Source organism: Streptomyces sp. NPDC054887 (assembly GCF_053610585.1).
Map to the genome: position 1 here is coordinate 1 of NZ_JBSGYQ010000133.1, position 4,365 is coordinate 4,365.

Annotated in this window: 3 protein-coding genes and 1 pseudogene; 1 reads left to right on the forward strand and 3 read right to left on the reverse strand. The window is 65.5% G+C overall.

Annotated features, from left to right (window positions below):
- Positions 1 to 131 precede the first annotated feature (131 nt).
- Positions 132 to 455 carry a hypothetical protein gene (locus ACWGH0_RS34510; RefSeq protein WP_453408224.1) on the reverse strand — a complete coding sequence of 108 codons (324 nt, stop codon included), beginning with the start codon at positions 453 to 455 and terminating at the stop codon, positions 132 to 134.
- A gap of 1,322 nt (positions 456 to 1,777) precedes the next feature.
- On the opposite strand from ACWGH0_RS34510, the gene ACWGH0_RS34515 reads away from it, so the two are divergent.
- The gene (locus ACWGH0_RS34515) at positions 1,778 to 3,055 is read left to right on the forward strand and encodes a hypothetical protein (protein WP_453408225.1); all 1,278 of its coding nucleotides are present in this window, start codon (positions 1,778 to 1,780) and stop codon (positions 3,053 to 3,055) included.
- A gap of 354 nt (positions 3,056 to 3,409) precedes the next feature.
- Here ACWGH0_RS34515 and ACWGH0_RS34520 read toward each other — a convergent pair whose 3' ends face one another.
- Complete coding sequence (locus ACWGH0_RS34520) at positions 3,410 to 3,601, reverse strand: hypothetical protein (protein WP_453408226.1); 192 nt, start codon at positions 3,599 to 3,601, stop codon at positions 3,410 to 3,412.
- Positions 3,602 to 3,931: 330 nt separating this feature from the next.
- Positions 3,932 to 4,202, reverse strand: a pseudogene (locus ACWGH0_RS34525) (leucine zipper domain-containing protein); the annotation flags it as partial.
- Positions 4,203 to 4,365: the final 163 nt, after the last annotated feature.

Genomic DNA, 4,365 nt, shown 5'->3' on the forward strand with positions numbered 1-4,365 from the left:
GCCACAACGCCGGTTGCTGACCGGCAGGAACGGCCGCAGCCGTTCCCACTCGGCATCACTCAGATCACCTCGCCCCATGCCCACATCAACGACCCAGGCACAGAGCAGTCACATGATCGTCCGGACAAGTCCTAGCGGGGACCGGCTTCGATCTCGTACTGCCGGATTAGCTCCTGATAGTCGGCAGGGTCCACGTCATGGTGCAAGGTGACGTTCGCCCCCTTGGTGACGGTGGCGATCTCGATCAGCAGCCGGTTGGCCTCTTCCTCGGTGGCGTACAGCCCGACATTGATCTGCGTCCCGACTGCGGCGGTGGCCCAGGGGACGGGGCAGGGCGGCGCGTGGTCAGGGACCGGGCACAGGATCAACGAGATGACTTCCTGCAACTCCTGTGCGTCCTTGCCTACGGGAACGTGAACGTGGATCTCGTAGACGCGCCTGCTTTGACCGGCCATAGGAGCCTCCTTCCCCCCGAGGATACGGGTGGGACAAGGGATGCGCCGCCGGATATCCCGCCTTTGCGATCTCCGGGCGCGGCGCCCGTGCGGGTCAGCGACGGTAGCTTTCCAGGGTGCGGCAGTGTCGCTTGTAGCTGCCCTTCTCGACGGGGATGTTGCGCTTGGCGGTGTTGACGGCCGCTCGCTCGGTAGGGCCGTTCCCCATGCGGTGCGCTTGGTGTAGGTGTGGCCGTTGCGGACGATGTCGCACTTGACCTTGGCGTGCCATTGCTTGCTGATGGCCGGGTCGTCCTGGGCGATGGAGTGGTGCTGAGCGGAGCTGTCCACGGTGGCAGCCGAGGTACCGGAGGTGAAGAGCCCGAAGGTCGCCGCAAGTACAGCCGCTCCTACGGCTGCGCCCCGGGCCAGGGTGATGAACTTGTTCATGAAGACATTCCCCTCAATTTCTTTGGACAGTCCTGACGAAACGGTCTCGGGCTGGTGTCGCCACTGGCGTCACCGAGAGTCACCCCCCTCCCACCGGAACCGGCCCGAGCTGCCGAATCGGCCGATTCCACGCCGCGGCACTCCGGGAACACTCCAGCAAGTCGGTCACCGCCTTCGCCGCGAGGCTGCTGTCGGTCGCGACTATGGCCATGCGCAGGCCAACCCGTTGTTCTGCGCATGGGATCGTCAGATCTCCTATGGGGGATGACGTATCGCCGCCCAACGCTATTGATCAAACGCAAGCGGTAGCAATGGCCCTTTCAGTCATGGCTGACTCGAACAGGCCCTCGCCGATCAGCCAGGAGCCTCCAAAGGGCCCTGCCCCTATGCGCACACCCCACAAAGACCACCCGATTCGGACGCCGCCCTCGAGAACTCGTCCGCCTCGCACACTCCAAGATCGGTAAGAGGACGGCTTCTAACGTGCGTGGCTTGGAAAGAGCAAAGACGCGTGACGGTATTCGTTGAGATCTCTACCAACAGGCTTGCTGGGCAGCGACTTTACCTATCGCGAGAGCGTGATGACCATCACGTAGACGTCAACTGGCTCTAGATCACGCCGTTTGGATATGTTGGGCAGCACACCAACAGGGCTGACCACCTGGTTGGACAATGGTCACGGGGGATCAGATGGCGGCGGCCGGGCGTCACGTGAGCGTGTGAATCCAATTGCGGGATAGGGATCTCCAGTCGTGGCGGCGAGGCGTTCGTTTCGCCAGCCCATGCACTTTAGCCTTAGCCGGATCGCCGTTACGCATACCTGCATCTCACCCTTCACTTACCAAGAGATGAAGGTTGGAGTGCGTCGAAATCAACACAGGCCTGTGGGTCCTGTGATCAGCATGGCTTTAGCCGGTGTTCTGCTGGGAGGCATTCCTGCCCAGGCGCAGCAAGTTGAGCTTCCGAAGCCTTTGGGCTCACTTGCCTTGAGCGAAGAGCCCGCGAGTGTGCCGCTTACCGGTGTGGCGGACGTAGAGGCCGCTGGCTGCAGCGACACCGCAGCGGGCTCAACCGAGCAACTCGAGGGCGTTTCCAAGGTTTGCGTCGAGAGCGTGCAGACGCCCGTCGCTGGGCCGGAAGAGCCGGCGGATGACCACGCGTCCGACCCGTTCGCGGCTGCCGCTGCGACCTGCGCCGCGACGCCGGGGCAGTGGTCGTACACACGGTTCACCGCTTGCCAGAAAGACGCCACGACGACCTACACGCAGGTGGACGCCAGGGGCAGGATCACCGGTGTCGGCACCATGAAGGTATCCGGCTCCATGAAGCTGAGCGCCACCAGCGGTAAGTGGACCGAGAGCCTCACGGTCAAGATAGTGAACACGAGCGGGAGCGTCAGGAGCGTGAACCTCCGCCTGGACGCCGACTGCACCGGTCCCTGCGCCATGGTGAAGAAGTCGGCCTGGACGGGCATCAAGACCCTCAGGAAGGGTCAGTCTGCATCCGGCACCGTCACGTACCAGGACGCCCCCGCCAAGGGGGTGAGCCGCCTGACCAGCACCAAGTACAACCTCTTCATGAACCAGAGCGGTGACGTGCCCATCAAGCCGAACGTCACCTGGACCAACCCTCGCAAGATCCGGTGCGACAACCCCGTGGGCAGCACACCGGGATGCGTCTACCCCGACGTCAGGGCGGTCTTCGACCTCTCCATCGCCAAGCACGGCGCCGCGGCAGCCACCTATGGATGGGCGCAGCAGAATCTTCCCGACCGGTGGGGCGACAAGACCCCACTGTCCCGGCTCGCTAACGAGGCGGCCGCAGAGAAGAACCGGGCGAAGGTATGCGACCAGCTGCCGGACCCCTTCGTGCGCCGGCCGGACCTCGTGCCTGATGACTCGTGCGACGAGTTCCCCTTCGCTGGCACCTATCAGAGCGGCGCTCTCCTCACCACGAATGACAAGTGTGCTGAGATCGTGCCGAAATTCGAGAACGGCCAGTGGATGATCTATGAGGCTCGTGAGGACAAGCCCGTGACCTTCACTGAGCGCTGTGTGCGCGGGCATGTCTCCACCCCCGTGAACACCCGCGCCGGGGGCGCACTCGGCAACTTCGCCAAGCTGCAACGTGTCTTGGAGGCTGAGAAGTGCCAGATGTCCATCACCGCCTGACGTCAAGCCGGGCTCCGGAAGCCTTGACCAACCCGGAGCCCGGCCACCTCCCCAACCTGGAGAACACATGGACACGCCCACCTCCGCCTGGGAGTGGACCGGAGACTACGGCCTGGGACTGTGCATCACCTTTACCAAGAGCCGCAGCTCGGGCGACGTCTTCCGCGCCTCTAGGCGGTGATACGAACAACGGCCGTGAGCCGGGGCACGCCGTGGCTGTCGGGGGCAGATGCCACATGCCCCAGGCGTAGGCTTTCCCAGCCCGGCGGGACAGCAGGACCTCGGGGCCGGCGGCGCCGTCACGGCGCAGGATCAGGTGGACGTCGACCAGCTCCCGGTGCCGCCGCTCGCCGCTCACGACGCGGCCCCGGGCCGACGGGCCAGCAGGACGGTGAACAAGGCGTCTTCACGCAGGGTCCCGCCGCGGGCGTATGCGTCGAGCAACTGGCGAACCTTGGCCTCGAATTCCTTGTGCCGGTCGGCGAAGAGGTCGGGCCGGGCGATGCTGGTGCTGCGAGGTAACCGACGACCGACTCCGGCGTCCACGCGCGGGTGACAGGGAAGCGGTGCTCGCTCACATCACTGAGCGGCGAGGCGGACAGGTCATCCCCGTAGGAGCGCCCGGGCTCGGTATACGTGCCGCAGGAGCCTGCGCGGCGGCCAGGGCCGAGGTAGATCTGGATCAGCTCGCGCAGCGCGACCGTCCAGTCGGCGTCGTAGGCCTATATGCTGCCGTCCCCCATGACCGCCACGGCGGCGTGCGGCGCGGCCACCCGGTCCACCATTTCCAGGACGGCCGGGCGGTCCATCTAGTGGAACGCGCGGCAGCAAGTAACCAGATCAGGGCGCCGCCCGGGCCCTTCGGGGACAAAGGTGTGGGCCTCGCCGACGTACGCGGAGACCGTGCACGCTCTCCGAGGAGCGAAGGACGTGTTCCTCGGTCTCGGCCGCTGTCCTCGCGGGCTGGTGGTGGGGCCGACTGGAGCGATCGGTCGTATCGGCGAGGCCGAGCTGGCGGTAGCGGCTCACCCAGCGGGCTGCAGTCGAGTGGCTGGCCTGGAGCGCTCCGCGGCCCGATGCAGCGGCCAGCCGTCGTCCACGCACAGTGGGCGAGACGAAGCCGCCCAGTCGGCGTCAGGGGGGGCACGAGGGCCTCCTGGCTGGTGCAGATGTTTCATCCACACCGAACCGAGGAGGCCCTCACCCGTTCATGCACCTACTGAGGTTTTCGGGTTGTCGTCGGGTAGTGACGGTTCATGATCCCTGCGGTATGCCGGTGGGATGCGCTATCCGGAGGGTGGGGGCCTGAC

Bases quoted from the DNA above. Each gene is read 5' to 3' on its own strand.
- ACWGH0_RS34510 (WP_453408224.1), bottom strand. From the start codon at position 455: ATGGCCGGTCAAAGCAGGCGCGTCTACGAGATCCACGTTCACGTTCCC.